Origin of the sequence: Streptomyces orinoci (assembly GCF_003121295.1) — a bacterium.
Classification (GTDB): domain Bacteria; phylum Actinomycetota; class Actinomycetes; order Streptomycetales; family Streptomycetaceae; genus Streptomyces; species Streptomyces orinoci.
Map to the genome: position 1 here is coordinate 1,553,880 of NZ_PHNC01000031.1, position 23,561 is coordinate 1,577,440.

A 23,561-nucleotide genomic window follows, 5' to 3' on the forward strand; every position below is an offset into this window, starting at 1 on the left:
AGCGTTAGCTGGGGAGAGTCAATGTGGCGCAGGGGCCCGGGGCTTGTGCCCCAGGCCCCCGGTGTGCGGCCGTCCGCTACCTCAGCCCGTTGTCCAGCGCGGTCATCAATGTCCCGCTGTCTCCGGACATTTCCCAGATCATCGCCCCGCCCAGGCCCTTGGACTTCAGCCAGGCGGTCTTCTTGCCGATGGACCAGGCGTCGTCGAAGGTCCACCACTGGCCGTTGTCGCCGGTGAACCCATAGGTGGCGACGGCCTGTTCATCGTGGTAGACGGTCATGTCCGGTACCGAAGCGATCAGGTTGTCGTAGCCACGGGTCCCGGCCTCCTCCGGGAACTGTCCCGGTGCCGCTCCATTGGCCTGCTGCCAGGCGCCATGCGCTCCGCCGTCCGCCACCTGCTGCCAGCCGCGGCCGTAGAAGGCCAGTCCCAGAGCAAGCTTTTTGGGGTCCACCCCGGCGTCCAGATAGGTCTGGACGGTCTTCTCCACACTGAACTTGGTGGTGTTGGGGTCCTTGGGGTCCTGGTAGAGGTTGCCCTGGTGGCCGGTGCGGTGGGGTTCCCAGCTGTTGTCGCTGCCGGAGCCATGGAAGTCATAGCCCTGGACATTGGCGTAGTCCATGGAGTCGAAGACATTGGGCTTGCCGGAGGCGATCTCCCAGCCCGCCGCCAGCTTGGCCGGGTCGGCCGGGGTGAAGGCGGAGAGCAGGTACTTCTTGCCGGTGCCGGCGCTCAGCGCGTCCAGCTGCCGCCGGAACTCGGCGAACAGCAGGGTGTTGTTGGCCTTGTCGTCCGGTGAGACATGGTTGCCCGGGTGGCCCTCGGAACCCGGCCATTCCCAGTCGATGTCAAAGCCGTCGAACACCCCGGCCGCCGAGCCGTCACCGCCGCGTCCATTGCTGACCGGCAGATTGCCCTTGATGTACATATCGATACAGGACTTGACGAACTTCTGCCGTGAGGCATCGGTCTTGGCGACATCCGAGAAGTACTTGCTGTACGTCCAGCCGCCGATCGAGATCAGCGTCCTCAGCCCCGGGTATTTGGCCTTGAGCTTCTTGAGCTGGTTGAAGTTGCCGGCCAGTGGCTGGTCCCAGGTGTCGGCCACGCCGTCCACCGAGTCCCCGGCGCCAAAGCCCTTTTCGTAGTCCGCCCAGGAATCCCCGGCGCCATCACCCTGGTTGGGGTCCTCCGGGTTGGAACCGGTGGCCTTGGTGACGCCATTGAGACAGGTGAGGTTGGTGGGATCGATGTTGGAGAAGGCGTAGTTGAGCTGGGTGAGCTTGGCCGCCGCGCCCGTGGTGTCCAGGGACTTCACGGTGTAGTTCCGCCCGTAGATGCCCCATTGAACGAAGTAGCCGATCTTGGAGTAGCCGCCGGGCTGCCCCTGGCCGCCGGTGGTCCGTACGGTCAGCGGGGCGCTGGCCGGGCCGGTCTGGCCGGCGTTGTCCCGGGCCAGCACGGTGTAGGTGTAGTCGGTGCCGGGCGTCAGACCGGTGTCGGTGTACGAGGTCTGCGCCGTGCTGCCCACCTTGCCGGTGCCGCGGTAGATGTCGTACTCCTTGATGCCCTTGTCCGCGGTGGCGGCCGTCCAGCTCAGGGTTATCGAGGTGTCGGTGACGGCCGTGGCCTGCGGGGTGCCGGGTGCGGAGGGCGGCTGGTCGGAACCGCTCTTTGTGGTACGGAAGGTGGCCGCCGGGCTCGCGGGACCGGTACGGCCGTCGAGGTCACGGGCCACCACCGTGTAGCTGTACTCGGTGTCCGGGGTCAACCCGGTGTCGGTGTAGGCGGTTTCGCCCACCGTGGCCACCTTGGCGGCGCCCCGGTAGACGTCGTACTCCTTGATGCCCTTGGCGTCGGTGGCCGGGGCCCACTTCAGCGAGATGCTGGTGGCGGTGATGGCGGTGGACACCGGCCGGCCGGGGGCGCTGGGCGGAGTGCCGGTGGAAGAGCCGTCACAGGAACCACCGTTGAGCTTGCAGCCGGAGGGGGCGCCGTCACCGTAGGCGGTAAAGCCGAAGCTGACGCTGGCGCCGGGCGCCAGAGTGCCGTTGTACTCGCGGTTCTTGGCGGTGTAGTGCGAGCCGGAGCGGGTGACCAGGGCGTCCCAGTAGGCGCCCAGGGTGGTGGTGGAGGGCAGATCCCACTCCACGGTCCAGCCGTTGAGGGTGGTGCTGCCGGTGTTCTTGAGGGTCCACTGCCCCTGGTAGCCGGTGCCCCAGTCGGAGGTCTTGGCGAAGGTGGCGGTGGGTCCGTCCTGGAGGTGGGGCCGGCTGCTCTGGCCGTGGGCCGGGGCGGCGAGGCCGATGAGTGCCGCGGCCGGCAGGAGGAGGGCGGCAAAGGCCGCGGGGATTCTGAGGTTCAAGGGTGCTCCTTGAAGAGGTCCGGATGGTGGGGGGGTGGGGGGTTGTCCGTGACCTGCGAGTGAAGGGAGCGTAAAAAGGTCTGTACCAACGGTCAAGAGGTCTGGACCAGACCCAACTCCTGGGCCAGTACGGCCGCTTGCACCCTGCTGCGCAGCCCCAGCTTGGGCAGCACCCGGCTGACATGCGTCTTCACCGTGGTTTCGGCCATTCCCAGCCGCTTGCCGATCTCCGCGTTGGACAAGCCCTCGCCCAGGGCCGCCAGCACCTGGTGCTCTCTCGGGGTCAACGGCCGGAGTACGGCGGGGTCCGCGCGGGGGGCGGGGGTGCGGCGGGCGAACTCCGCGATCAGGCGACGGGTCACGGTGGGGGAGATCAGGCCCTCGCCGCGGGCCACGGTGCGTACGGCGGCGATGAGTCCGTCGGCCTCGGTGTTCTTCAGCAGGAAGCCGGCGGCGCCGGCGCGCAGGGCGCCGAAGACGTACTCGTCCAGGTCGAAGGTGGTGAGGACCAGGACGTCGGCGAGGTGCTCGGTGGTGATCCGGCGGGTTGCCGCGACGCCGTCCAGGCGGGGCATTCTTACGTCCATCAGCACGATGTCCGGCCGCAGTTGGCGGGTGAGGCGGACGGCTTCTTCGCCGTCGGCGGCTTCTCCGGCGACTTCGATGCCGGGGGCGGAGCGGAGGATCAAGGTCAGGCCTGAGCGGACTGCTGCCTGGTCTTCTGCGACCAGGACGCGGATGTCGTTCACTCTGCTTCTCCTTTGGCGGGTGCGGTTGCTGTTTGGCTGCGGGGCGTGGGTGGCTGGTCGCGCAGTTCCCCGCGCCCCTGACGGGGCGCACCCGGCGAGGGCAGCGGGGGTGCCCCCGGGCATTAGGCGGGGTCCAGGGGGAGTTGGGCTGCCACCTGCCATAGGCCATTCGCGGGGCCCGCCGTGAGGGAGCCGCCCAGTAGGGCGACTCGTTCACGCATGCCGGTCAGGCCGGCGCCCGCCCCCGGAACCCGGGGCGCTCGCCCGTCAGCGGTGAGCTCGCTGGTCACCCGGACCGTCAGCGCGCCCTCGTCCGCGCAGAGCACCACCCGCACCGTGCCCGGCGCCGCGTGTTTGACCACGTTGGTCAGGGACTCCTGGACGATGCGGTACGCGGCCAGTTCCACCGGCGCGGGCAGCGGGTCCGGCCCGCGCTCATCGTGCAGCCGGAACCGGAACCGCCGGTCCCCCGCGGCGGCGCGGGCCTGGGCCAGCAGCCCCGTCAGCCCGTCCAGCGTGGGGCGGGTGGCCGGCTCCTCGTCCCCCGGCTGGCGCAACACCCCGATCAGCCGCTTCATTTCGGCAAGCCCCTGCACACTGTTCTCCCGGATCACCCCCAGCGCCTCCCGGGACGCTTCGGGCTCCCCGATGGACAGTGCGGCGGTGGAGTGCAGGGCGATGGCGGACAGATGCCCGGCGATCACATCATGCAACTCCCGTGCCATCCGGGAGCGTTCGGCGACCACTGCCTGGCGCCGGTCCAACTCGGCGAGCAGCGCGGTCCGTTCGGCGGTCAGCCGGGCCGTCTCGGCGGCGTCCCGGTGGCGGCGCACACTCACCCCGGTCCAGGCCGGGGCCGCGGTGAGCACGCCCAGCGTCACCCCGATCAGCACCGCCGCCGGCCGGCGGAGGACCGCGATGGCCGACAGCGTGCCCAGCACGGTGACCAGTTCGCAGGCGCGGGGGAGGATCCGGCAGGCGGCGGGCGGGCCGTAGAGCACCGCCGCGTAGACCAGGTCGGTGTACATCACCCAGGAGGCCAGCAGGCCGCCGGTGGCCATATCGAGGGCCAGCGCCGCCGTGCCGATGGCCAGCGCGGTCAACGGGGCGCCGCGGCGCAGGACTTCGGCCCCCGCCATCAGCACCAGGGCGGCCAGCGCCAGCCGCTTGGGCAGGCCCAGCGGCCCGGCGTTGCTCAGCCCCAGTGCGTACAGCAGGAGCCCGCCGGTCAGCCCGGCGGCCGCGACCAGCAGATCGACGGTGTGCGGGCGGCGCGGCGGACGGAGCGGTATGGAGACGGGCACGCCCCCATCACAGCACCTCAAAGGGGCGCGGCCGTACATCGAAGGATGCAGGCGGAAATCCTCTTGGCCGACGAGGATCCGGCCCCGCGCCCCGGCGAACCTGGAGGGGAGACCGAGGAAGGAGCACCGCCGTGATCGTCACCCTGATCGTGGTCTGCGAGGCCGGCTTCTGGGTGCTGCTGGCCGCCGGGCTGGGCCTGCGCTATCTGGCCGGGATGCCGCGGACCGGGGCGGCGGTGCTGCTGCTGGAGCCGCTGCTGGAACTGGTGCTGCTGATCGCCACCGCCGTGGACCTGCGCAATGGTGCGACCGCCGACTGGAAGCACGGACTGGCGGCCGTCTACATCGGCTACTCGGCCGGGCTGGGCCACGCCACCCTGAAGTGGGTGGACCAGCGCTTCGCCCACCGTTTCGCGGGCGGGCCGCCGCCGGTGAAGCCGCCGAGGTACGGGGCGGCACGGGCGCTGCACGAGTGGAAGGTGGCGGGCCAGTGGGTGCTGGCCGCCACCGTCGCGCTGGCCCTGCTCCAGGCGGCGGTCTGGTACGTGGGCGACTCCGGGGACACGAGTTCGCTGCGCGCCTGGCAGGGGAAGATGCTGCTGGTCATCGGCATCAACCTGGTGATCGCGCTGAGCTACACCCTCTGGCCCAAGCGGCCCGAGCACTGACTCACCGGTTCTCGCCGGGCACCCAGAGCACGTCGCCCAACTCCTTGTTGGCCGTCCGGGCCAGAATGAACAGCAGGTCCGAGAGCCGGTTGAGATAGGTCGCAGTCAGGGCGTTCATGGAGTCGCCGTGTTCGGCCAGCGCCGCCCAGGTGGAGCGCTCCGCACGCCGCACCACCGTGCATGCCTGGTGCAGCAGCGCGGCCCCCGGAGTACCGCCGGGCAGGATGAAGCTGCGCAGCTTCTCCAGGTCCGCCAGGAAGCGGTCGCAGTCCGCCTCCAGCTTGTCCACATAGGACTGCTCCACCCGCAGCGGCGGGTACTTGGGGTTTTCCACCACCGGCGTGGCCAGGTCGGCGCCCACGTCGAAGAGGTCGTTCTGGACCCGTACCAGCACCCGGACCACCTCCTGCGGCAGTTGCCCCAGCGCGATGGCCACCCCGATGGCGGCATTGGCCTCATTGGCGTCGGCGTAGGCGGCGATCCGGGTGTCGGTCTTGGCGGTGCGGCTCATATCGCCCAGGGCGGTGGTGCCGTCGTCTCCGGTGCGGGTGTAGATGCGCGTCAGATGGACCATGCGGTCGAGGGTATGCGCTGCCGGGTTGCCGGCGGCCGGCCGCGCCCGCGCGGCGAGCGCCGTACCGGGGAGCGGCCGTGCGCCCCTTACGGGACGCACGGGGCGCAAGGGGCCCAACTGCTCTGTGTGGCACGCCCGGTGGGGGCGCGGAGTGTGACGTCCGTCAAACAGGACGTGACGCGCATCTCTAACTTCCCAACTGCGCCCCGCCGGGCGCTAAGGTCCGCCGGGAGAGCGTATGAACCGTGAGTAAGGGGAAGCTGTGGCCAGGAAGCTCGCCGTCATCGGTGCCGGACTGATGGGTTCGGGTATCGCGCAGGTCTCCGCGCAGGCCGGCTGGGACGTCGTGCTGCGGGATGTCACCGACGAGGCCCTCAAGCGCGGTACGGACGGCATCGCGGCCTCGTACGAGAAGTTCGTCGCCAAGGGCAAGCTGGAGGCCGCCGCGGCCGAGCAGGCGCTGGGCCGGATCACCGCCACCACCGACCTGGACGCGGCCGCCGACGCCGACATCGTGGTGGAGGCGGTGTTCGAGGACATCGACACCAAGCGGGAGATCTTCCGCACCCTGGACGGCCTGGTGCGCGAGGAGGCCGTGCTGGCCTCCAACACCTCCGCCATCCCCATCACCAAGATCGCGGCAGCCACCCGGCGCCCGGAGCGGGTGGTGGGCACCCACTTCTTCTCCCCGGTGCCCATGATGCAGCTGTGTGAGCTGGTGCGCGGCTACAAGACCAGCGATGAAACCCTGGCCACCGCACGGGAGTTCGCCGAGGGCGTGGGCAAGACCTGCATTGTGGTCAACCGCGATGTGGCCGGTTTTGTGACCACTCGTCTGATCTCGGCGCTGGTGGTGGAGGCGGCCAAGCTCCATGAGTCCGGCGTGGCCAGCGCCGAGGACATCGACATCGCCTGCAAGCTGGGCTTCGGCCACGCCATGGGCCCGCTGGCCACCGCCGACCTCACCGGGGTGGACATCCTGCTGCACGCCACCGAGAACATCTACACCGAGTGCCAGGACGAGAAGTTCGCGCCGCCGGAGAGCATGCGCCGCATGGTGGACGCCGGCGACCTGGGCCGCAAGAGCGGTCAAGGCTTCTACCAGTACTGACCGGCAAGCGCCAAAATCCGTTCACCCCACCGTGTGAATTCGGTATTGATTCGCTAACAGACGGCAACTTTGGCGTGTGAGAGGCAGTCAGTTCTTTGGATCCACTTCCACCCGCATCCATCTCGCAGCACTCCCGGGAGCGCATATGCACATCAGGGGCGATCACGCCGAGCTGGTCGTCGGGGGGCGCCTCGACGTCCGTAATGCGGCGGACGCCCGTACGGTCCTGCACTCCGCTCTGGACGCCGGCCGCGGCGATCTGGTCCTGGACCTGACCGAGCTGGACTCCTGGGACGCCACCGGACTGGGCGTCATCATGGGCGCCCACCGCCGGGCCGGGCGCACCGGCCGGCGGCTGGTGCTGCGCGGGGTGCCGGACCGGATGCAGCGGGTGCTGGTGGCCACCCGGCTGCACCGCATTCTCGCCATCGAGGAGGGCTCCCCCCAGAGCCCCTCGGCCGCCCGGCCCGCGTGCAAGCGGGCCGGATGAGCCGGTCGTTTCACCAGGTGCCCCGATTCCTCATCGGATCGTGACGTCCGGGGGGCCACGGCACCCTTCGCTTCGGCGATACTGTCCCACGGTCTGTTCGGTTTCCCGTCGCAACGCAAGCCCACGACGGGCGCCGGACCGGAGGTCGTAAAGAGCGCGGACAGGCCGTGAGGGCATGACGGTACGCCACGCGACTTGGGGGCTTTGACCATGGACCCGACCAACTACGACCCGGTGCCCGGGGATTCGGGCGACATCCGCGGTGACACCGGCGCGGAAGCGGCGGCGGCCGAGGAGGCCCCGGCCCGCGGCCCCGCCCAGGCCCGGGTGGTCCGGCTGGTCGCCGGGGACTATCTGCTGACCGTCAACCCGGTGGACGGCAGCGAGATAGAGCCCTGCCCGCCGGGTGAACTGCCCGCCCGTCCCGAGCGCCATGACGCCGCCGAACGCGCCGAGTTGCGGCGGGCGGCCGCACCGCCGCCGCCCGCCCGCCCGGCCGGTCCCCAACTGCCTTTGGTGGGACGGTCCCAGGAGCGCGAGCGGCTGGGCCGACTGCTCTCCCGCGGGCGTTCGGTGCGGCTGACCGGCCCGGCCGGCTCCGGGCGCACCGCGCTGCTGGACGCCCTCGCCGAGGACTGCGCCACCCTGGCACCGGACGGCGTGGTGCGGCTCTGCGGCCACCAGCGTTCGGTCACCGAGCTGCTGCACGAGCTGTTCACGGCCGTCCACCACGCCCCGCTGTACCGCCCGGACCGGGCCGAACTCCTGGCCCACGTAAGGGAGATCGGCGCCGTGGTGGTGCTGGACGACCTGGAGTTCGGCGGCGCCCAGCTGGACGAGCTGCTGGACGCCACCCCCGAGTGCGCCTGGCTGCTGGCGGCCACTCCCGAGGTCGCCGCCCCCTCCGCCGACTCCCATCTGGAAGAGGTCTTCCTCTCCGGGCTGGACCGCACCGACTGCCTGGAGCTGCTGGAGGCCGCGGTCGGCCGGGCGCTCACCGACCAGGAGGCCGACTGGGCGGCGGATGTCTGGTTCGACTCCGAGGGGCTGCCGCTGCGGGTGGTCCAGGCGGGAGCGCTGCTGCGGCTGGGCGCCGCGGTGGACGGCGAACAGCGGCCGCCGGTACGGGAACTGGCCGTGGAGCTGGCCGGCCGGCTGTCCGAACAGGCCCGGGAGGCGCTGCGGTTCGCCCTGGCGCTGGGCGGCGAACTGCCGCACCAGGCGCAGCTGCCCGCGCTGGTGGGCGACACCCACGCGGACGCGGCGGCCGGCGAGCTGGCGTCCGCCGGGCTGGTCACGGCCGCGGGCGCGCGCTACCGGCTGGCGCCCGGGGTGGCGGAGGAGCTCATCGCGAACGGGCGGGGTGAGTACGGAACGGACGCGGGCGCGGACTCGGGCTCGGACTCGCGCTCGGGGGAGCGGGTGCTCTCCGCCGCCCAGCACTACTCCTGGTGGGCCGGGCACCCCTCGGTCGCCCCCGAGCGGATCGCCGCCGAGGCGGACGCCGTGCTGGCCGTACTGGCCGCGCTGGTGGCCGGCGGGCGGCCGGGGCAGCCGTCGGCGGCGGTGCTGCTGGCCCGTACCGCGGCACCGGCGTTCGCCGCCGCCCTGCACTGGGGCGCCTGGGAGCGCGCCCTGCGCCATGGCCAGCAGGCCGCGCGGGTGGCCGGTGAGGTGGGCGAAGAGGCGTACTTCCACCATGAGTTGGGCGTACTGGCGCTGTGCACCGGCCAGGTGGAACGGGCCCGCGCCGAGCTGGAGACCTCGGTGGGGATGCGGGGGGCGCTGGCCGACAAGCGCGGCGCGGTGGCCGGGCGCCGGGCCCTGGCCCTGGTGGAGGACCGGTCCCGGCAGGCGCGGGGCGCTGGGGCGGGTACACCGTCCGGGGTTTCCGGGGCGGGCGTGAAGCCCGGTGCGCTTCCTGGGTCCGCCGGGCCGCGTTCGGTGCGTCCTGGGGTGGTGCCTCCTTCGGCGGTGCCTCCTGCGGTGGCGCCTCCCGCGGTGGTGCCTCCTTCGGTGCCGCCGGTTCGGCCTGCCGATGACGCCACCACGGCGATCATCAGCCGGGTGTCGGCGGTGCCGGGTCCGTCGGCCCGTCCTTCCGGTGTGGCCGGTGTGGCTGGTACGGCCCGTTCCGCGCAGGGTGCGGCGGCGCCGCAGGGCTGGGCCAAGAAGCTGATGGCGGGAGGCAACCGGCGCAATCTGACGGCCGCGGGGGCCGGAGTGCTGTTCGCCGCGGTGCTGGGCACGGTGGTGACCATCGGGGCGACCTCCGGCAAGCACGGGGACGACGGCGGTCCGGCGGACCGGGTCAGCCCGCGCCAGTCGGCGTCCCAGCAGGATGACAACGGTGGGATGAGCGCGGACCAGCCGGTGACGGGGGAGAGCGGACGGCCGCCGGTGCCCGGCCTGCCGGGCCGTCCCGGCCACAGTGCCGGGCCCGGCGCAGAGCCGTCCGCGTCGCATGGGGCGACCGGAGGGCCCGCGCCGTCCACGCCGGGGCAGAGCGGGGCGCCGGTTACGCACTCGCCTCAGCCGTCGGATACGGAAACGGGGGAGCCGACGCATACGGGGTCGCCGTCGCCGACGGACAAGCCTTCGCCGTCGAAGACGGCTGACCCGGGGCCGACGGGTAAGCCGTCAACGCCGGGGCCGAGTCCGGTTACCCAGTCGGCCAGCGTGTCGGCGCCGTCCAAGACGAAGGGGTAAGGGTTCGCAGCCCGGTGCGGGGTCTGCGGCTGGCCGCGGGGGTTCCCCGCGCCCCTGGCAGGGCGCACCCGGCGACGAAACGGTGTCTGCCGACGGCCCTGGTCGTTCGGCTGCGGGCCGCGTGTGGCTGGTCGCGCAGTTCCCCGCGCCCCTAAGGGGGCGCGGGTACCCGAGGGGTGACCCTCTGGGGGGTCAGAAGAGGCGGAGCTTGTCGTCTTCGATGCCGCGCATCGCGTTGTAGTCGAGGACTACGCAGCCGATGCCGCGGTCGGTGGCGAGGACCCGCGCCTGCGGCTTGATCTCCTGGGCGGCGAAGATGCCGCGCACCGGCGCCAGATGGGGGTCGCGGTTGAGCAACTCCAGGTAACGGGTGAGCTGTTCGACCCCATCGATCTCACCGCGCCGCTTGAGCTCCACCGCCACCGTCTGCCCGTCCGCGTCCCGGCACAGGATGTCCACCGGGCCGATGGCGGTGGGGTACTCGCGGCGGATGAGGGTGTAGCCCTCGCCAAGGGTCTCGATGCGGTCCGCCAGCAGCTCCTGAAGGTGCGCTTCCACGCCGTCCTTGATGAGGCCCGGATCGACGCCCAGCTCGTGCGAGGAGTCATGGAGGACTTCCTCCATGGTGATGATGAGTTTCTCGCCCGCCTTGTTGATCACCGTCCACACCCCGTTGTCGCCCTCCTTGAGCGTGCAGGGCGGCGACATCCAGTTGAGGGGCTTGTAGGCCCGGTCATCCGCGTGGATGCTGACGCTTCCGTCGGCCTTGACGAGGATCAGGCGGGGGGCGGAGGGCAGGTGGGCGGTGAGCCGGCCGGCGTAGTCCACGGAGCAGCGGGCAATGACGAGACGCATGGTGAGCCACGCTACTCGACGACCCCTGCTCCACGCGATTCGCCCTGGATGGGCCCCTTCGCCGTTGGCCAGTTGTATGTGCGTTCTCCTGGTGGGGCCGCAGTGGCCGGATTACCGTTGAAGCGGGCGGTCGCCGTACGGGCACAGGGCGTCGTCGTCCGCTCGCCCATCCCTGAGACCCCGTACGCGGGGTCGCGAGAGGAGAACCCATGTCGCTCGACGTCTCACCGGCCCTCCTGGCACAGGCCGAGCGAGGCGAGGTCGATGAAGCGGAGTTCATCGACTGCGTCCGGAACTCCCTGCCTTATGCATGGGAGATGATCAGCTCCCTGGTGGCCCAGCTCAGGGTTGACGGTGGAACGTTCGCCGACAACCGGACGCCGCCGCCGGACGAGCAGGCGCGCGGCCAGTTGCTGCGGGCCATGGCGAGTGACGCGATTCGCGGTGCGCTGCAACGGCACTTCGGGGTCCGGCTGGCGTTCCAGAACTGCCACCGGGTCGCGGTGTTCCCCCTGGATGCCTCGGCGGACGAGCGCCTGGCCCGATTCACCTCGATCCGGGGCCAGTTGCTCAATCAGTCGCCGGAGCTTCGCGACTGCTGACGCGGCGCCGCTGCCGCTCCGGGCGAGGGGCGCATCCCGCGGAGTGGTGTAGTGGTGCGGGTACGCCACTCCGCGCCGGGAGCGAGGCGCCGGCCGGCTCCGGACGGCGTTCGCCACCCGGGGGGCGGCCGTACCGGAGTGGCGCACCCGGACACCTGCACCGCACCGCACGGGAGCGGCAGCGCCCCGGATTCCTGTGACCGGGGGCGCTCAAGGAGGCAAAAGGCCAGGGGAACGCTCAGGGCAGGAGGGGCAGCAGGGGCAGCACCTCGGCCCCCAGCCGGCGCAGGTTCTCCTCGGTCCCGGCGAGGTCGCCGCAGCCCTCGGCGAGCAGCGCGAAGCGCCTGATGCCGGTGCGCTCGGCGGTGGCCGCCAGACGGTCGGCGCACAGCCGCGGCGGGCCGACCGCGTGCAGCTCGCACAGCAACTCCGTGTAGGCGTAGGGGTCACGCATCCGCCGTACCCGGCCGTCCACCGTCACATGGGCGCCCAGCCCCTGCTGGAGCCAGCCGGGCATCGCCTTCTTCAGGGTCTCCGCCGCTTCCGCGCGCCGGTCGGCGATCTGCAGCACCCCGGCCGAGACATGCCCGGCCGCCGCCACCTGATCCGGTGAACTCCCCGCCTCCAGCGCGCACTTGCGCCAAAGCGCGATCATCTCCGCCTTCTCCTGGTCACCGCTGTGCATGCCCAGCAGCATGGGCAGCCCGTGCCGGGCGGCCAGCCGTACGCTGGCAGGCGAGGTGCAGGCGACTATCACCGGCGGGCCGGGATGGTCCAGCAGCTCGTCGGGCCGGGGGACCACCGGCACCTCGCGGAAGGAGAACCGTTCCCCCGCGGCGCTCACCCTGGGCCGGCGCAGCCAGCGCATCAGCAGGTCCAGGGATTCGGGGAAGTCGCTCTCGTACGCCGCCAGGCCGGAGTTGAACACCTCCAGGTCCACCCAGGGGCCGCCGCGGCCCACGCCCAGGGTGAACCTGCCGCCCGAGGTGAGGTGCAGCAGGGCGGTCTGCTCGCCCAGGGCGACGGGGTGGGTGGTGGGCAGCACGCTGACCGCGGTGCCCACCCCGATCCGCCGGGTGCGGCCCAGCAGCAGGGCGGCCAGGGTGACCGCGGACGGGCAGACGCCATAGGGGACAAAATGGTGCTCGGCCACCCAGACCGCGTCCAGCCCGGCCTCCTCGGCGACCTCGGCCGACCGTACGGCCCGGTAGAGAGCCTCCCCATGGCCCTGGCCCGGGAACTGGGCGGCCAGGACGAATGCTCCAACGCGCATCGCTTGTGTGCCTCCTAGCGACGGACTGGCGATCGAATCGCCGTCCCGGAGGCAATAACGGCCGACGCGGGCCCGAAGGTACGGCCCTCCGGCAGGTTTTCATGATGATCGTCAGAGCGCGGTCGGCGTCCCGGGGTGGTGACGGGGACGCGTACGCTGGTCACAGGCCGTAGCTCCCCAGAACTCCGAGGTGCCCCGTGTCCCCGCGCCGAAACCGCCCGCGAGGCGGCGCCGAAAGGCGAGCCGAGATCCCGCCCGAGCGCGAGGGGGGTGACCGCTACGGACTGGAGCGCACCGAGAGCTGGCAGGGCGAGGAGTGGTCGGTGCGGATGATCGGCGGCGGGGCGGCCGCCAAGCACTACCGGTGCCCGGGCTGTGACCAGGAAATCCCGCCCGGGGTCCCGCACTTGGTGGCGTGGCCCCAGTACGGGGCCGGGGTCGAGGAGCGGCGGCACTGGCACAAGTCGTGCTGGAACGCGCGGGACCGCCGGAGCGCGAGGCTCCAGCGGTCCCGTAACGCGCCGCGCTATTAGGTGAGTTGGGTTGTGTTGGGCTGTACGGGGCCCCTCGCGGGGCGCGGTCAGGCGTCGCGGCGGCTCATCAGCGCATGGGCGCCGGCCAGCGAGGCGGCGGTGAGGACGGCCGCGATCAGCAGCGAGATCCCGGCCCCCGGGCCGCCCGGACCGTTGGCGGCCGGGTAGAAGCCGCTCAGCTGGGCCGGGACCGAGTACTCCACCAGCTTGGCGGCCAGGCTCCGGAAGGAGCCCAGGAACATCGCCAGGATCAGCGGCAGCAGCACCAGGCCCAGTACGGTGCTGATCGCTCCCGCGGAGTGCCGCAGCATGCCGCCGATGCCGAGGGCCAGCAGGCCCAGCAGGGAGAGGTAGAGGCTGACGCCGGCCGTCGCCCGCAGCCAGTCCATGGCGGTGTCCCGGTAGTCGGTGTGCCCGCCCAGCGCCGCCTGGTCGATCAGGGCCACCAGGGTGTTGGCGACCAGGGTGGTCACAAAGGTGAGCGCGAAATAGACGATCGCCTTGGCGGCCAGCACCCGGGTGCGGCTGGGGCAGGCGGTGAGCGTGGTGCGGATCAGGCCGGTGCCGTACTCCGAGGAGAGCGTCAGCACACCCAGGGTGAGCACCGGCAGCATGCCGAGCAGCACCCCGATGAAGCCGAGGTCCAGGGCGCTGGACGTCCGGTCGGCCGTCCCGGAGGCGCGGGCGGCCAGTACCACGGCGACCAGGGTGCCGACGCCGATGACGACCACCAGCATCACGCCCAGCGTCCACATGGTGGAGCGCAGCGAACGGATCTTGGTCCACTCGGCCTTGACCGCGTCGCCGAGGGTCGCCTCGCGCACCGGGATGGGCGACACATAGCCATCCGGGCCGGCGGTGCCGGGCCAGTAGGGCTGCTGCTGGGGCATCGGGGTCGGGGCGGTCATCGGGCGTCGTCCTCGCTGTGGCGCCGCGCGGCGGCGGTCCCGGCCGGGGCGGTGTCGGTGGTGGGCGGCTGTTGCGGTGGTGCGACCGGGGCGGATGCGCTGGGCTGGGCAGGCGCGGCCGCCGTGGCGGGTGCCTGTGGTGTGGCGGCCGTGGACGGGGCTGCTCCGGCGGGCATCGGCACGCTCCGGGGCGCCTGGCCCGGCGCGGGTGGTGCGGCGGGTGGTGCGGGTGCGTCCTGCGGCGCGGCGGGGGCGGATGCGCTGGGCTGGGCAGGCGCGGCCGCCGTGGCGGGTGCCTGTGGTGTGGCGGCCGTGGACGGGGCCGGTCCGGCGGGCATCGGCACGCTCCGGGGTGCGGCTGCGCCCCGCCCGGCGGCGGCGTCCGCCGGCGTGTGGGCGCTGTGGGGGGCCGCGAAGGGGGACGGGGCCGTGGGCGCGTACCCGGCTCCGGGGGCGGCGGGCGCCGTACCCGCCGGCGGCGCCGGCTGCTGGGCGTAAGGGTTGGGCAGCTCGCCCGGCAGGACCGGGTAGACCTCGCCCGGCCCGCCCGGCGGCGGTGTGCCCCAGCCGGGCGCGGCCGGCTGCTGGTAGCCGGCGCGCGGGTCCGCCGTGGAGCGGTAGTCCACCGCGGCCTGGGTCATCCGCATATATGCCTCTTCCAGCGAGGCCTGGTGCGGGGAGAGCTCCCACAGGCGGATGCCCGCCCCATGGGCGAGATCGCTGATCCGTGGCAGTGGCAGGCCGGTGACGCGCAGCGCCCCGTCCGGCTCCGGCAGCACCTGGCCGCCCGCCTCCACCACCGTCGCGGTGAGCTTTTCCCGGGCCTGGGGCTCCCCGTCGGGCGTACGAACCCGGGCGAACCCGGCGGAGTTGGCCGCGATGAAGTCCGGCACGCTCATGTCGGCGAGCAGCTGCCCCCGGCCGATGACGATCAAGTGCTCGGCGGTCAGCGCCATCTCGCTCATCAGATGCGAGGAGACAAAGACCGTACGGCCCTCCGCCGCCAGCCGCTTCATCAGGTTGCGGACCCAGAGGATGCCCTCCGGGTCCAGCCCGTTGACCGGCTCGTCGAAGAGCAGCACCTGGGGGTCGCCGAGCAGCGCGGCGGCGATGCCCAGCCGCTGCCCCATGCCCAGCGAGAAGCCCTTGGAACGCTTGCGGGCCACTTGGCGCAGGCCCACCACATCCAGCACCTCGTCCACCCGGCGGGCCGGGATGCCGGAGTGCTGGGCCAGGGACAGCAGGTGGTGGTACGCGCTGCGGCCGCCGTGCACGGCCTTGGCGTCCAGCAGGGCGCCGACCCGGCGGGGGGCGTTGGGCAGCTGCCGGTAGGGCAGCCCGCCGATGGTGACCCGGCCGGAGGTGGGCACGTCCAGGCCCAGGATCATGCGCATGGTGGTGGACTTGCCGGAGCCGTTGGGCCCCAGGAAGCCGGTGACCATACCCGGTCTGACCTGGAAGGTCAGATTGTGTACGGCCGTCTTGGCGCCATAGCGCTTGGTCAGGCCGACTGCCTCGATCATGCTCCGCCCCTCGCCGGTGGTCGGGGCCATTGCGCCTTGTGGGATGCCCCCTTTCGGGTAAAGAGGATAACGAGCGGCTGACGGGTTCCCGCTGTCGCCGAAATGCCGCCCGCAGGCCCGTAAGGGGCGCGGGGAACTGCGCGACCGGCCACAGACGGCCGGCACATGACAAGCAGCGGCCGCCCCCGGCGAAGCCGACCGCACCCGCCGAAGGCGACCGCACCCGGCGACGGCACGGAGCCGTCAGACAACCCCTACGCGTCGCGCCTCTTCAGCACCGCATAGCCCCCCAGCAGCGCGGCCACCACCCACAGCACCATGATCCCCAGGCCGCCCCAGGGGCCATAGGGCGTCTCATCGGTGCCCGGGATCACCTGCATCACCTTCTGGCCGGCCTTGTCCGGCAGATAGTGGGCGACCTTCCTGGTGGCCGAGACCCCCTGCAGGATGTTGGAGATCAGGAAGAAGAACGGCATCAGAATGCCCAGCGACAGCATGGGGCTGCGCAGCATCGCCGCCACACCCATCGAGAACATCGTGATCAGCGCCATATAGAGGCCGCCGCCGATGACCGCGCGCAGCACTCCGGGATCACCGAGGTATGCCCGGTGATCACCCAGCATGGCCTGTCCCAGGAAAAAGGTGAGAAAGCTGGTGGCCATGCCAATGACCAGGGCCAGCAGCGTGGCAACAGTGATCTTGCTGAACAGGAAAACACCACGCTGGGGAACGGCGGCCAGCGAAGTGCGGATCATTCCGGTGCTGTATTCATTGGCGATCACCAGCACCCCGAAAACGATCAATGCCAGCTGTCCCAGGCCCATGCCCGCGAAACTGATGAAGGTCGGGTCGAAAGTGAACTTCTCGCGGACCGAGAGCTTGTCGTAGTCGTCCCCGGCCAGCTTGCTGATCAGCGCCCCCAGTCCCACCGTCACCAGCACCGCGACCCCCAGCGTCCACACCGTGGACCGCACCGACCTGACCTTGGTCCACTCCGAACGCAGCACCTGTGCCGCCACCGCCATGGCTCACGACCCCTTCTTCTGCCAGTCGGCTCCCCAGCCCGCCTCCGGCGGCCGGGCCTGGTGGTTGGGATGCGCGTGGTACTCCACCGCCCCGGCGGTCAGCCGCATAAACGCCTCCTCCAGCGAGGCCCGCTGGGGGCTGAGCTCATGCAGGGTGATCCGGTGCCGCGCGGCCAGCTCGCCCAGGTGCTCCGCGTCCTCGCCATGCACCTCCAGGGCGCCGTCCGCGGCCGGCACGGCGGTGATCCCGGCGCCGGAGAGCACATCGCGCAGCCGCTCGCCCTCCGGTGACCGCATCCGGACGAACGACCTGGAGTTCTGCGCGATGAACTCGGACATCGAGGTGTCCGCCAGCAGCCTGCCCTGGCCGATGACGATCAAGTGCTCGGCGGTGAGCGCCATTTCGCTCATCAGGTGCGAGGAGACAAAGACCGTACGCCCCTGGGCGGCCAGCGACTTCATCAGATTGCGGATCCAGTGGATGCCTTCCGGATCAAGGCCGTTGACCGGTTCGTCGAACATCAGGATCTGGGGATCGCCCAACAGCGCGGCCGCGATGCCCAGTCGCTGCCCCATGCCCAGCGAGAAGCCCTTGGCGCGCTTACGGGCCACCGGGGTCAGGCCGACTACGTCCAGTACCTCACGCACGCGTACCGCATCGATGCCATTGCTCTGCGCCAGACACAGCAGATGGTTGTAGGCGCTGCGACCACCGTGGATCGCCTTGGCGTCCAGCAACGCGCCCACCGTGCGCAGGGGGTTGTGCAGCTGGCGGTAGTGCCTGCCGTCGATACGCACCGTGCCGCTGGTCGGATTGTCCAGATCCAGCATCATCCGCATGGTGGTGGACTTGCCCGCGCCATTGGGGCCCAGGAAACCGGTGACCATGCCCGGCCGTACGGTGCAGGTCAGACCGTCAACGGCGAGCTTGTCGCCATAGCGCTTGGTCAAGCCCTCAAGCTCGATCATTCAGCCACGGTAAGGGCGCCCGGAGCCATCCGCCACCGGAGCGGCAGGGTCCGTACCCGCCCACGTGCCGCGCGGCAAGCCGCCCCCCGTGTGGGCATCGTCCGCCCATATGCGGCCTACCGCGGAAAACCGTGGGAAAGGAAAGCGCGCCTAGCGGCTCTGCTGGGCCGGCACCCCGCGCGAGATCGGCTCGTCGTCCCCCGGCACCCCGGCCGCGGCCACCGCCGCGCCGGTCAGCGTGGCCAGCATCTCGCGGACATTGGTCAGCTGGGCGTTGATGGAGTCCCGGCGGTTGGTGAGGGCCGCCAGCTCCCGCTCGGATTCGCTGCGGATACGGTCCGCCTTGGCATTGGCGTCGGCCACGATGTCCTCGGCCTGGCGCTGCGCGGTCTCCACCGTCTGCCGGGCCCGGCGCTCCGCGTCGGTGCGCAGCTTCTCCGCCTCCAGGCGCAACTGCTCGGCGCGGTGCTCGATTTCGGCCAGCCGCTTCTCCGCCTTGGCCTGCCGGGAGGCCAGATCGCGCTCGGACTGCTCGCGCCGCTTGGCCAGATTGGTCTCGAAGTCGGCCGCCGCCTGGGCCGCCTTGGCGCGCGTCTCCTCGAAGAGGGCGTCCGCCTCCTCCCGCTTGGACTGCGCGTCCTTCTGCGCCTCGGCCCGCAGGGTGGCCGCGTCGCCCTTGGCCTTCTCCACGATCCGGGCGCCCTCGTCCTCCGCCTTGGCCTTGCGGTCGGCGGCGAAGGACTCGGCGTCATTGCGCACCTGCTGGGCCGCCGACTCGGCGAGCTCGCGGTGCTGCTCGGCCGCCCGACGGGCCTCCTCACGCAGATCCTTGGCCTCTTCCTCGGCCAGCCGAAGGATCTTCTCGACCCGCGCCCCGAGCCCCGCGTACGACGGCTCGGAGTCGTTGATCTGCGCCTGAGCGTTCTGCGTTTCGAGGTGCAGCTCCTCGATGCGCTTTTCCAGAGAGGTGATCCGGGCCAGTGCGCTGTCACGGTCGGCGACGAGCTTGGTAATGCGGTCGTCCACCTGGCCGCGGTCGTATCCACGCCGCACGAGCTCGAAGCCGAAGGGGGAGGAAGTGTCGCTCATGGGGTTCCTGTCGAAAGAGACCGGTGAGGTGATAGAGGGAATCCTAGGGGCGATAGCGGCGTGTCAAGGGGCAGATGGTTGTACTCGTGTGGGAGATCTGGAAAATGTCCCCCCGATTGAGTGGCTACTTTCCAGACTGCTTACCACCCGATCGAGTTGAGCCGACACCAGCGGTCGCCTTCACCCCGCCCTCCTTGGAGCCGCCTGCCCCGGGGGACTCAAATGATTCCAACGCCTCCAACACGTCCTGGACACGGGAAATCTCGGCGTTGATGTCCTTGCGCCGGCGCATCAGCGCCTCCAACTCCCGCTTGCCCTCCTCGACAAGGGCCTCCGCCTCGGCGGTGGCCTCGGTGCGCAGGCGCTCCGCCTCGCGTACCGCGGCGGCCTTCTTCTGCTCGGCCTCCTTCAGCAGGCCCTCGGCCTTCTTCACCGCGGCGATGCGCACCTTGCTCGCCTCACCACTGGCGTCCGACAGCATCTGCTTGGCCTTGGCCTCCGCCTCGGCGAGCTGCTCGGTGGCCGCGGCCACCAGCTTGTCGCAGCGCTCGCCGGCCGACTGCATCGCCTCGGCCACCTCCCGGCGGGCCCGCTCGTGCAGCTCCTCGACCTCACTCTCGATCCGGGTACGCAGCTCCTCGGCCCGCTCCCTTATGGCGGTGGCGTCCCCGCGCGCCTCGGACAGCAGCGAGTCGGCGTCCGTACGGGCCTGCTCCACCAGCGAGTTGCTCTCGCCGGTGGCCTCGGCCACGATCCGCTCGGCCTCCTTGCGGGCCGCGCCGACCATGGCGTCGGCCTGCTCCTCGGCCGCGGCGGCCGACTTGACCGCCTCCTCCTGCGCCTTGGCCACCAGCGCGTCGGCCTGCTCGGCCGCCTCGGTACGGCGCCGGGCCGCCGCCTCGCGCGCCTCATCGACCGTACGCTCGGCCTCTTCGAGCGCCTCGGTACGGATCCGCTCCGCCTCCAGCACCGCATCCGCCTTCAACTTGGCCGAATCCGCACGGGTGCTGTTGGCGTTCTCCTGGGCCGCGCTCAGCGCCGCCTGCGCCTCGGCCGCCATCCGCTCCGCCTCCGCGGTGGCCTCGGCGATCAGCTCGTCCGCCTGCGAAGCCGCCTCCGCACGGCGGGAGTTGGCCGCCTCGCGGGCCTCGTCGGCGATCCGCTCCGCCTCCCGGCGGGCGCTTTCCAGCACCTCGGCCGCGTCCCGGCGGGTGCGCTCCGCCTCCGCGGCCGCGTCCGCCACCATCCGCTCGGCCTCGCCACCGGCCTCGGCCAGCCGGACCCGGGCCGCCTCCTGGGCCTCCACCAGCGTGGACTCGGCCTCCGCCCGCAGCTTCTCGCCCTCGTCCGCGGCCTTGGCGATCAGCTCGTCCGCCTGCCGGGCCGCCTCCGCCCGGTGGGCGCCCGCCTGCTTGCGGGCCTCGTCCACGATCCGGTCGGCGTCCTCCTGCGCCGAAGAGGTCAGCTCCGCCGCCTCGTTGACGATCCGCTCGGCCTCGGCATGCCCGTCCGCGCGCATCTTGTTGGCGTCCTCGCGGGCCTCCGCCCGGGTGCGCGCCGCGTCCTGCTCGGCCTGGGCCAGCGCGTCCGAGGCGTCGGTACGCATCTGCTGCGCCCGCGCCGAGGCGTCCGCCACCAGCCGGTCCGCCTCCGCGGTCGCCTTGGCCAGCAGCTCGTCCGCCTGCTGCGCCGCCTCCATCCGGTGGGCGTCGGCCGCGTCCCGCGCCTCGTCCACCGTACGGGCGGCCTCCGCCACCAGCCGCTCGGCCTCGGCCCGCGCCTCGGCGCGCTCCGCCTCCGCGGTCTCGATCGCCTCCTGGAGCGTGCCCGCCGCCTCGGTACGCAGCCGCTCCGCCTCCGCAGCGCCCTCGGCGCGCTCGGCCTCGGCCGCCTGACGGGCCTGAGCCAGGGCGCGCTCGGCCTCGTCCACCAGCTTGCCGCTCTCCGCGGTGGCCTCGGCGATCAGCTCGTCCGCCTGCCGGGCCGCCTCGGTGCGCTTGGCATGGGCCGTCTGCCGCGCCTCCTCCAGAACCCGGGCGGCCTCCTCCTCCACGCCACGGGCCTCGGCGATGGCGTCGGCGATGGTGCGCTCGGCCATCTCCTGGGCGGCCTCGGTGGCCGCCTGGGCCTCGGCGCGCAGCCGCGCCGCGTCCTGACCGGCCCGCTCCCGCTCGGAGTGCGCCTCGGACCGGACCCGGTCCGCCTCCTGCTGCGCCTCGCTCAGGGTGCGCTCGGCGTTGTGCTCGGCCGCCGAGCGCAGCCCGGCGATCTCCTCCTCGGCCTGCTCATGCAGTCCGGCCACCGCATCCCGCACCTGCTGGGCGGTCGCCTCGGCCGCCGAGACCAGCTCGGCCGCCCGCTGCTCGGCCTCCTCGACCAGGCGCTCCGCCTCGGCCTGGGCCTCGGCCACCCGCTTGCGGGCAGCCGCCAGCAGCTCCTCGCTCTGCTCATGCGCCGCCTGGCGCTCGGCCTGGGCCTCGCTCCGGGCGTCACCCAGCAGCTCCTCGGCCTCCCGGCGGCGGCGCGCGGCCTCCTCCTGGGCGGCGGCCAGCGCCTCGGCCGCCTCGGCGGCGGTCCGTTCGGCGGCCGCGTTGGCCTCGGCCCGCACCCGGTCGGCGGTCTCCTGGGCCTCGGTACGCAGCCGCTCCGCCTCCGCGGTGGCCTCGGCCAGCAGCCGGGCCCCGGCCGTCTCGCCCTCGGCCCGGGCGGCCGACGCCTCCTCGGCCGCCTCGGCACGCAGCCGCTCGGCCTCCTGCTCGGCCTGCGCGGTCAGGGCGCGCACCCGCTCGGCCGCCTCGGTACGCAGCCGCTCCGTCTCCTCGGCCGTCTCCCGGCGCAGCCGCTCGGCCTCGGTGCGTGCCTCGCGCAGTGCCGACTCGGCGGACTCAAGACGCTGCTCGGCCTCGGTACGCAGCCGGTCCAGCTCCTCGGACGCCTCCTGGAGCCGGGCCGCCGCGGCCCGCTCGGCCTCCTCCCGCGTCTTCGCCGCCGCCTCGGCGGCCTCGGCGCGGGTGCGCTCGGCGTGGTCCTCGGCCTCCTCGGCCATCTCCTCGGCCTCGGTACGGGCCCGCGCCAGCAGCTCCTCGGCCTGCTTGCGCGCCGCCGCCGACCGCTCGGCCGCCTCGGCGCGCACCCGCTCGCTCTCCGCGGTGGCCGCCGCCCGGGTCTCCTCGGCGTTGGCCTTGGCCTTGACCAGCAGCTCCTCGGCGGTCCCGGCCGCCTCCTCGATCTGCTGCAGGGCCTTCTTACGGGCCTCGGCCCGGATCCGCTCGGCCTCCTCGCCCGCCTCGGCGCGCAGCTGCTCGGCCTCGGCACGCAGCCGCCGGGCCTCCTCCTGGAGCTCGACCGTCTTGGCCCGGTACTCCTTGGTGTCGTCCTTGGCCGCGCCCTTGAGCTGCTCGGCGGTGTCCTCCGCCTGCGCCCGCAGCCGCTCGGCCTCCGCCTGTGCCTCCCGGCGGATCCGCTCGGCCTCGGCGGCCGCCGCCTTGGTGGTGGCCCGGGCCTCCTCGGAGGCCTTGGACAGCACCTCCTCCGCGGTACGGGCGGCCTGGGCCAGCCGCGCCGCCGAGTCCTCGGCGGCCTCGTTACGGGCCTTCTCCGCGGCCTCCGCGATCAGCCGCTCCGCCTCGGCGGCGGCGTCGGCGCGCAGCTGCTCGGCCTCCGCGCGCAGCGCCTCGGCCTCCTTGGTGGCCTCGCCCACCAGCCGGGCGACCTCGGCCTTGGCGGTACGGGTGCGCTGTTCGTTCTCCGACTCGGCCTCGCTCAGCCGGGCCGAGGCCGTCTGACTCGCCTGGGCCAGCAGCTTCTCCGCCTCGGCCCGCGCCTCGCGCAGCGCGGCGTCGGCCTCCTGCATCCGGGCCTCGGCGGCCCGGGTCAGCTCGGCGGCCGTGCTGCGGGCCTGGTCGGACTCGGCGCTGGTGGCCGTGCGCAGCTGCTCGGCGTGCTCGGTGGCCTCCTGGGCCTGGGCGGAGGCGGCGGTCAGCAGCCGCTCGGCGTCGGTGCGCGCCCGGCGCAGGATCGCTTCGGCTTCGGCCCGCGCCTCCTCGGCGGCCACACTCAGCCGGGCCCGGGCCTCCTCGGTCAGCCGCCGCGCCTCGGCGCGCGCCGCCGACAGGGCCTGCTCGGCCTCGGCGCGGGACTCCTCCAGCAGCCGGCGGGCCTGTGACTCGGTACGGGCCCGCAGCTGTTCGGCCCAGGCGACGTTCTCATTGACATGCGACTCGACGGTCTGGCGGCGCTCATTGAGCTCCTCGTCCAGCCGCTGACGGCGGGCCACGGCCTCGGCGTGCAGCTCGGCGTCCAGCCGGGCCTGCCGCTCGGCGGCCTCCTGGAGCAGCCGCTGGGTCTGGGCCCGGGCCTCGCGCAACTCCCGCTCGGCGTCGGTGCGCAGCTGGTCGGCCTGGATCTGGGCATTGCGCAGCAGCTGCTCGGCCTGGTAGTCGAGACCGGCCGCGTCATAGGCGGGGCGGTGGGCCAGGGCGCGGCGCGCCTCATGGAGCTTGGCGCGCAGCACCTCGACTTGGTAGCCGAGGTCATCGGCGTGCTGGACCGCCTTCTCCCGCTCGGTCTTCAGCCGCTCCATCTCGGCCTCGAACTTCGAGAGGTGGTCGGCCTCCTCCAATTGACTCTCGTGGCGCTCGTAGCCCCGCACAGCGCGGTCCATCCGTCCCCTGGTCGCGTCGGTGGCCGGCCCCGTACTGCGTGTGGTGGAAACCCGGAGCCCGCCCTTCCGAAGAAATGGTGTCAGATCATCGGCACAGCCTGGGCCGGGCCCCACCCGCGCCCCGGCCGAACCTGCACTCTACCGGCCGGGG

General features: G+C 72.4%; 18 protein-coding genes. 6 read left to right on the forward strand and 12 right to left on the reverse strand.

Going from position 1 to position 23,561, the window contains the following annotated elements; all coding sequences use genetic code 11:
• Window positions 1-76: 76 nt before the first annotated feature.
• The 3 genes from CV755_RS29480 to CV755_RS29490 all read right to left on the reverse strand — a co-directional run bounded on the left by CV755_RS29480 (window position 77) and on the right by CV755_RS29490 (window position 4,406).
• Window positions 77-2,365 (reverse strand): glycoside hydrolase family 18 chitinase, encoded by a 2,289-nt coding sequence (locus tag CV755_RS29480; protein WP_109283287.1) that lies wholly within the window; start codon window positions 2,363-2,365, stop codon window positions 77-79.
• A 92-nt stretch (window positions 2,366-2,457) separates the two neighbouring features.
• Window positions 2,458-3,105, reverse strand: a complete 648-nt coding sequence (locus tag CV755_RS29485; RefSeq protein WP_241561496.1) for a response regulator — start codon at window positions 3,103-3,105, stop codon at window positions 2,458-2,460.
• Window positions 3,106-3,236: 131 nt separating this feature from the next.
• A complete protein-coding gene (locus CV755_RS29490) occupies window positions 3,237-4,406 on the reverse strand; it encodes a sensor histidine kinase (RefSeq protein ID WP_422070611.1) in 1,170 nt (389 codons plus the stop codon).
• Window positions 4,407-4,549: 143 nt separating this feature from the next.
• On the opposite strand from CV755_RS29490, the gene CV755_RS29495 reads away from it, so the two are divergent.
• On the forward strand, window positions 4,550-5,086 hold the full coding sequence (locus CV755_RS29495) for a hypothetical protein (RefSeq protein WP_109283290.1): 537 nt from the start codon (window positions 4,550-4,552) through the stop codon (window positions 5,084-5,086).
• A 1-nt stretch (window position 5,087) separates the two neighbouring features.
• On the opposite strand, the gene CV755_RS29500 is transcribed toward CV755_RS29495, so the two are convergent.
• A complete protein-coding gene (locus CV755_RS29500) occupies window positions 5,088-5,660 on the reverse strand; it encodes a cob(I)yrinic acid a,c-diamide adenosyltransferase (protein WP_109283291.1) in 573 nt (190 codons plus the stop codon).
• A gap of 262 nt (window positions 5,661-5,922) precedes the next feature.
• On the opposite strand from CV755_RS29500, the gene CV755_RS29505 reads away from it, so the two are divergent.
• The 3 genes from CV755_RS29505 (at window position 5,923) to CV755_RS29515 (ending at window position 9,970) form a co-directional block, all read left to right on the forward strand.
• Window positions 5,923-6,771: a 3-hydroxyacyl-CoA dehydrogenase family protein gene (locus tag CV755_RS29505; protein ID WP_109283292.1), complete on the forward strand. Its 849-nt coding sequence runs from the start codon at window positions 5,923-5,925 to the stop codon at window positions 6,769-6,771.
• Between the two features lie 145 nt (window positions 6,772-6,916).
• The gene (locus CV755_RS29510; protein ID WP_109283293.1) at window positions 6,917-7,261 is read left to right on the forward strand and encodes an STAS domain-containing protein; all 345 of its coding nucleotides are present in this window, start codon (window positions 6,917-6,919) and stop codon (window positions 7,259-7,261) included.
• Window positions 7,262-7,471: 210 nt separating this feature from the next.
• On the forward strand, window positions 7,472-9,970 hold the full coding sequence (locus tag CV755_RS29515; protein ID WP_109283294.1) for an AAA family ATPase: 2,499 nt from the start codon (window positions 7,472-7,474) through the stop codon (window positions 9,968-9,970).
• Between the two features lie 192 nt (window positions 9,971-10,162).
• Here CV755_RS29515 and nucS read toward each other — a convergent pair whose 3' ends face one another.
• Window positions 10,163-10,825: an endonuclease NucS gene (gene nucS / locus CV755_RS29520; protein ID WP_109283295.1), complete on the reverse strand. Its 663-nt coding sequence runs from the start codon at window positions 10,823-10,825 to the stop codon at window positions 10,163-10,165.
• Window positions 10,826-11,034: 209 nt separating this feature from the next.
• On the opposite strand from nucS, the gene CV755_RS29525 reads away from it, so the two are divergent.
• Window positions 11,035-11,427: an SCO5389 family protein gene (locus CV755_RS29525; protein ID WP_109283296.1), complete on the forward strand. Its 393-nt coding sequence runs from the start codon at window positions 11,035-11,037 to the stop codon at window positions 11,425-11,427.
• Between the two features lie 238 nt (window positions 11,428-11,665).
• Here the strand turns inward: CV755_RS29525 and CV755_RS29530 are convergent, their stop codons facing one another.
• The gene (locus CV755_RS29530) at window positions 11,666-12,700 is read right to left on the reverse strand and encodes an LLM class flavin-dependent oxidoreductase (RefSeq protein WP_109283297.1); all 1,035 of its coding nucleotides are present in this window, start codon (window positions 12,698-12,700) and stop codon (window positions 11,666-11,668) included.
• 197 nt (window positions 12,701-12,897) lie between these two features.
• Here CV755_RS29530 and CV755_RS29535 point away from each other — a divergent pair, with 197 nt between their 5' ends.
• Entirely contained in the window at window positions 12,898-13,233 is a 336-nt protein-coding gene (locus tag CV755_RS29535) for an ATP/GTP-binding protein (RefSeq protein WP_109283298.1), read from the forward strand.
• A 47-nt stretch (window positions 13,234-13,280) separates the two neighbouring features.
• Here the strand turns inward: CV755_RS29535 and CV755_RS29540 are convergent, their stop codons facing one another.
• From CV755_RS29540 to scy, 6 genes are all read right to left on the reverse strand, one after another.
• Window positions 13,281-14,141 (reverse strand): ABC transporter permease, encoded by an 861-nt coding sequence (locus tag CV755_RS29540; protein WP_109283299.1) that lies wholly within the window; start codon window positions 14,139-14,141, stop codon window positions 13,281-13,283.
• On the reverse strand, window positions 14,138-15,664 hold the full coding sequence (locus CV755_RS29545) for an ABC transporter ATP-binding protein (protein WP_109283614.1): 1,527 nt from the start codon (window positions 15,662-15,664) through the stop codon (window positions 14,138-14,140). The genes CV755_RS29540 and CV755_RS29545 overlap by 4 nt, the downstream gene beginning before the upstream one ends.
• Before the next feature lie 254 nt (window positions 15,665-15,918).
• Window positions 15,919-16,689, reverse strand: coding sequence for an ABC transporter permease (locus tag CV755_RS29550; protein WP_109283300.1), 771 nt, complete (start codon window positions 16,687-16,689; stop codon window positions 15,919-15,921).
• Between the two features lie 3 nt (window positions 16,690-16,692).
• Window positions 16,693-17,658, reverse strand: a complete 966-nt coding sequence (locus CV755_RS29555) for an ABC transporter ATP-binding protein (RefSeq protein ID WP_109283301.1) — start codon at window positions 17,656-17,658, stop codon at window positions 16,693-16,695.
• 150 nt (window positions 17,659-17,808) lie between these two features.
• Complete coding sequence (locus CV755_RS29560; protein ID WP_109283302.1) at window positions 17,809-18,747, reverse strand: coiled-coil domain-containing protein; 939 nt, start codon at window positions 18,745-18,747, stop codon at window positions 17,809-17,811.
• Between the two features lie 124 nt (window positions 18,748-18,871).
• The gene (gene scy, locus CV755_RS29565) at window positions 18,872-23,398 is read right to left on the reverse strand and encodes a polarized growth protein Scy (protein ID WP_435881470.1); all 4,527 of its coding nucleotides are present in this window, start codon (window positions 23,396-23,398) and stop codon (window positions 18,872-18,874) included.
• Window positions 23,399-23,561: the final 163 nt, after the last annotated feature.

Bases quoted from the DNA above. Each gene is read 5' to 3' on its own strand.
- CV755_RS29500 (WP_109283291.1), bottom strand. From the start codon at position 5,660: ATGGTCCATCTGACGCGCATCTACACCCGCACCGGAGACGACGGCACC.
- CV755_RS29510 (WP_109283293.1), top strand. From the start codon at position 6,917: ATGCACATCAGGGGCGATCACGCCGAGCTGGTCGTCGGGGGGCGCCTC.
- CV755_RS29515 (WP_109283294.1), top strand. From the start codon at position 7,472: ATGGACCCGACCAACTACGACCCGGTGCCCGGGGATTCGGGCGACATC.
- nucS (WP_109283295.1), bottom strand. From the start codon at position 10,825: ATGCGTCTCGTCATTGCCCGCTGCTCCGTGGACTACGCCGGCCGGCTC.
- CV755_RS29525 (WP_109283296.1), top strand. From the start codon at position 11,035: ATGTCGCTCGACGTCTCACCGGCCCTCCTGGCACAGGCCGAGCGAGGC.
- CV755_RS29530 (WP_109283297.1), bottom strand. From the start codon at position 12,700: ATGCGCGTTGGAGCATTCGTCCTGGCCGCCCAGTTCCCGGGCCAGGGC.
- CV755_RS29540 (WP_109283299.1), bottom strand. From the start codon at position 14,141: ATGACCGCCCCGACCCCGATGCCCCAGCAGCAGCCCTACTGGCCCGGC.
- CV755_RS29545 (WP_109283614.1), bottom strand. From the start codon at position 15,664: ATGATCGAGGCAGTCGGCCTGACCAAGCGCTATGGCGCCAAGACGGCC.
- CV755_RS29550 (WP_109283300.1), bottom strand. From the start codon at position 16,689: ATGGCGGTGGCGGCACAGGTGCTGCGTTCGGAGTGGACCAAGGTCAGG.
- CV755_RS29555 (WP_109283301.1), bottom strand. From the start codon at position 17,658: ATGATCGAGCTTGAGGGCTTGACCAAGCGCTATGGCGACAAGCTCGCC.
- CV755_RS29560 (WP_109283302.1), bottom strand. From the start codon at position 18,747: ATGAGCGACACTTCCTCCCCCTTCGGCTTCGAGCTCGTGCGGCGTGGA.